Raw genomic sequence first — 3,484 nt, forward strand, 5'->3', positions numbered from 1 at the left:
CCCGCCGTCGGCGCGGGGCCGGGGGTGGGGGGGGGTGGGCGGGCGGCGGCCCCCCCCCCCCCCCCCCCCCCCGCACCCGGAATGCATTACCCCACAGACGTGTTCGCACCGGAGGCGTCGGATCGCAGACGAGACAAGCCATCCTGGCCCCGTGCCGGCCGCGAGTCGTGCTGCTCGGTATGCCTGAGGACGAGGGATCTGGTGTCGTCGGCGATGGCGGTCAGGTCGCCCTCGCGTTCGAGGACTATTCGCCGCTGTCTTCGGCGGGTGACAGCCGTGCCCATGCCTCGCGGACTTTTCGCAGTGCCTCTGCGGCAGTGATGTCGAGTCGGGTCTGCCCGGCCAGTTGCGAGTTCCATGCGTCGTCGGCCGGTGGCCGGTCGAAAACGTGGGCGCCCGGCAGTGTGTTCGTCGGTCCGAAGCGTCGATACAACTCTGCTGCGGCGTGGTCGATACCGTCTATTGCCGCCAGTGCCCAGAGATCCCACAGGTCGCGTGGTGCGCGCCGGTCGTGCCAGGTCGCTGTTTTGGCAGCGGCGAAAGCGGGCAGGGTCGGCACGAACAACTCGGCCGGTGGAGCGTCGAGATAACGCTGTTCGAGGACTCGCAACTCAGCAGGCCAAAGTGTCCGGTTTCGTGATGAGAGCAACTGGATCTTGACCGACAGGCCCTGCGCCGAGCGGAGGTTCGCGGCGCCGGTATCAGCGATCGAGGTCAGAGATGGCATCCACTCCAGCCGACCGTGAGTGCGTGCGACAGCACGTGGCAGCGCCGTATCGAGTTCCGCTGCGAGTGCAGTCCGGCTGCCCAGCGCGACCAGATCGATGTCCTCACTGAGCCGGCCGCTCGTCAGGTGGGTGCGGGACAGCGCTGTTCCACCGATGAAGTGCAGACGATCCCCGAACCGGTCGCTGATAGCCGCGAGAAGGTGTGAGATCAGGTGGTCGCGTTCGACCTGCTCCGGGGAGACGCCGAACCGGCTGGCTACGGCCTCTTGTTCATCGATGTCCATGCCCGTGTTCCCCCCAGATTTCGGCGCGGCGGAGCGCGCCCATCAGGCGCTGTGCTGCCGCGAGTTCTATGAGTCGTTCGTGGTCGCTGCGTGCGTAGAGCGTCGCGACAGCAGCCGGGACGTCTGCCTCGGCATTCCCGAGGCGCGGTCGTTTCGTGAGGTCCAAGACGGTCTGTTCGGCAGTGGTTACCAGTGCAGGTCCGAGGGGTGTCTCCGCTCGCTCGGCATCCTGTGCGTCGGTGTCTCGCCGTTCGAAGGGCAGCGTCGCGGTCCGATCCGACAGTGTGATCGGCCTGTGCTGGTGGGGTACGGCGACGACCGCGGTTGCGAGGGCGCGGGGAATGGCTCCCCACATTCGTGCGGCACTGATTCCCATCAATACTGCGTTGTCCGCTCCGTATATCGAGGAGGCGATGCCCGCGGCTACTGCTTCGAGATCCGGTAGCCAGGTCCGCCCGACATATTCGGGTGGAACGATGACGTAGTAACCGTGGGCGACGCGATGGAGCAACCCCTTATCCGTCAAGCGAGCGATCTCGGGTCGCGGGTTGGCGTATACAGCGGTCGCATCCTGCGGGCGGATCGTGCGGAGGGGGCTGCGCCACAGCGCTGCCGGAAGTGGGGTGCTGTGATGGTCCGCCACTACTCCTCCTTCCTCATCAGTATGCATTTCGTAGGTCTACAGCCTACGAAATGCATACTAGCTTCCAGATGGCGCGACCAGCGTTACGGCCTTTCGTCATCTGCGAGGACGTCGGCACAGTCAACGACGGGGCTCGGCTGCTGTTCGGCAGTCGAGCCCCATCGCTGTCGGGTGGCGCGACGAAGGTGGTCGTCGCGGTCTACTTCGAATCGGGTGTACGCCCTTCGATCAAGGCGTCGCCGATCTCGCTCGTACGGGCTTGGTACTGGTCCTGGTCGAGCAGTCGCGCATCGAAGCCGGGGGTCTGTTCGCCGGCGAGGTGCCGTTGGGCCATCGCGAAATGCTGGGCCACGTAATCGGGGTCCTGCATGCGCCGATCCACCTCGGCGGTCAGCTCGCGGCCCGCGTCCGTGCGGTCCTTTCCGGTCACATACCAGTCCTCGCCCGGATAGTAGGCGCGGACTGTGCCGTCGGCCTGGTCGATGAACTCCGGACGTTGGATGACGTGGACGACGGGCTCAGAGCCGCCCTGCGGGGCCGGGTGCATAAAAGGTCTCCCTCGAGTTGTCGTCGTGGATTACGTAGCAGACGTACTGCATGCCAGGGTGCCCGACGATCGGGCCGGTGTACACGCAGTTGATGGTGCTGGCATTCGCGACGCCGGCCACGGTGGCGGGCACCACCAGCAGCACCCCCAGCATGACGGCGCCAACTGCTGCTTTGACTGTCCTGACCATGATGTTCCCCCTGCGGATAGTTGGTTGGACATCTGGTTGGACGCTGCCGGATCCGATTCGGTTCCATCACAACCTGTTCCGATCCACTGTGGTATCAGATGCGTGGTAGCGGCGGCACCGCCGAGGTGATCGTCGCGGCCGGCGTGCAGAACATGAGCGCCATCCCGATCTCCGCTGCCATGCTCGCGGGCAAGGAATACGGCTTCGACTCCCCGTTCGTCGGCGCCCAGGGCTGGGACCACCGCTACGGCACCGGTGAGGTCTCCCAGTTCCGCGGCGCCCAGATGATCGCCGAGAAGTGGGACATCACCCGCCGCGACATGGAGGAATGGGCGCTGCGCAGCCACGAACGCGCCCGCGACGCCATCAAGAACGGCCGCTTCGACAACGAGATCGTCCCCGTCGGCGACTTCTGGATCGACCAGGGCCCCCGCGAGACCAGCCTCGAGAAGATGGCCTCTCTGCCCGCCCTCGCCGAAGGCAGCCCGCTGACCGCCGCCGTGGCCAGCCAGATCTCCGACGGCGCCAGCGCCACCCTGCTCGCCTCCGAGTGGGCGGTGCAGGAATACGGCCTGAAGCCCCGCGCCCGCATCCACCACGTCTCCGCCCGCGGCGCCGACCCGATCTTCATGCTCACCGCGCCGATCCCGGCCACCAAGTGGGCGTTGGAGAAGACCGGCCTGACCATCGACGACATCGACGTGGTCGAGATCAACGAGGCCTTCGCTCCGGTCGTTTTGGCCTGGATCAAGGAGACCGGCGCGGACCCGGAGAAGGTGAACGTCAACGGCGGTGCGATCGCTCTCGGTCACCCGCTTGGTGCGACCGGTGCGAAGCTGTTCGCCACCCTGCTCAACGAGCTCGAGCGGCGCAACGGGCGTTACGGCCTGCTCACCATCTGCGAAGGCGGCGGCACGGCCAACGCGACCATCATCGAGCGCCTGGACTCCTGATGCGGAAGCGGGGGGGGGGGGGGGGGGGGCCCCCCCCACCCGCCCGCCGGGGCGGGGCGCCCCCCCCCCCCCCGCACCGCAGTCGGTGGGCGAGCTGGTGCGCGATGGCCTGGCCAAGCGGATCAGTGGAGCCGCCGAG

General features: G+C 67.1%; 4 protein-coding genes and 1 pseudogene. 1 reads left to right on the forward strand and 4 read right to left on the reverse strand.

Going from position 1 to position 3,484, the window contains the following annotated elements:
- Window positions 1-244 precede the first annotated feature (244 nt).
- The 4 genes from QH283_RS06790 to QH283_RS06805 all read right to left on the reverse strand — a co-directional run bounded on the left by QH283_RS06790 (window position 245) and on the right by QH283_RS06805 (window position 2,392).
- Complete coding sequence (locus tag QH283_RS06790; RefSeq protein ID WP_280502161.1) at window positions 245-1,012, reverse strand: nucleotidyl transferase AbiEii/AbiGii toxin family protein; 768 nt, start codon at window positions 1,010-1,012, stop codon at window positions 245-247.
- The gene (locus tag QH283_RS06795; RefSeq protein ID WP_280502162.1) at window positions 999-1,682 is read right to left on the reverse strand and encodes a type IV toxin-antitoxin system AbiEi family antitoxin domain-containing protein; all 684 of its coding nucleotides are present in this window, start codon (window positions 1,680-1,682) and stop codon (window positions 999-1,001) included. The genes QH283_RS06790 and QH283_RS06795 overlap by 14 nt, the downstream gene beginning before the upstream one ends.
- A 172-nt stretch (window positions 1,683-1,854) precedes the next feature.
- On the reverse strand, window positions 1,855-2,202 hold the full coding sequence (locus tag QH283_RS06800; protein ID WP_280502163.1) for a hypothetical protein: 348 nt from the start codon (window positions 2,200-2,202) through the stop codon (window positions 1,855-1,857).
- Complete coding sequence (locus QH283_RS06805; RefSeq protein WP_280502164.1) at window positions 2,174-2,392, reverse strand: hypothetical protein; 219 nt, start codon at window positions 2,390-2,392, stop codon at window positions 2,174-2,176. Before QH283_RS06805 ends, QH283_RS06800 begins: the two co-directional genes overlap by 29 nt.
- A 113-nt stretch (window positions 2,393-2,505) precedes the next feature.
- Between QH283_RS06805 and QH283_RS06810 the strand changes: the two are divergent.
- A pseudogene (locus QH283_RS06810) lies at window positions 2,506-3,345 on the forward strand (acetyl-CoA C-acyltransferase); the annotation flags it as partial.
- Window positions 3,346-3,484 lie beyond the last annotated feature (139 nt).

Origin of the sequence: Nocardia farcinica (assembly GCF_029867845.1) — a bacterium.
Lineage (GTDB): Bacteria > Actinomycetota > Actinomycetes > Mycobacteriales > Mycobacteriaceae > Nocardia > Nocardia farcinica_A.

Excerpts from the sequence above, each read along its gene's own strand:
- QH283_RS06795 (WP_280502162.1), bottom strand. The coding sequence starts at position 1,682 with ATGCATACTGATGAGGAAGGAGGAGTAGTGGCGGACCATCACAGCACC.
- QH283_RS06790 (WP_280502161.1), bottom strand. The coding sequence starts at position 1,012 with ATGGACATCGATGAACAAGAGGCCGTAGCCAGCCGGTTCGGCGTCTCC.
- QH283_RS06800 (WP_280502163.1), bottom strand. The coding sequence starts at position 2,202 with ATGCACCCGGCCCCGCAGGGCGGCTCTGAGCCCGTCGTCCACGTCATC.
- QH283_RS06805 (WP_280502164.1), bottom strand. The coding sequence starts at position 2,392 with ATGGTCAGGACAGTCAAAGCAGCAGTTGGCGCCGTCATGCTGGGGGTG.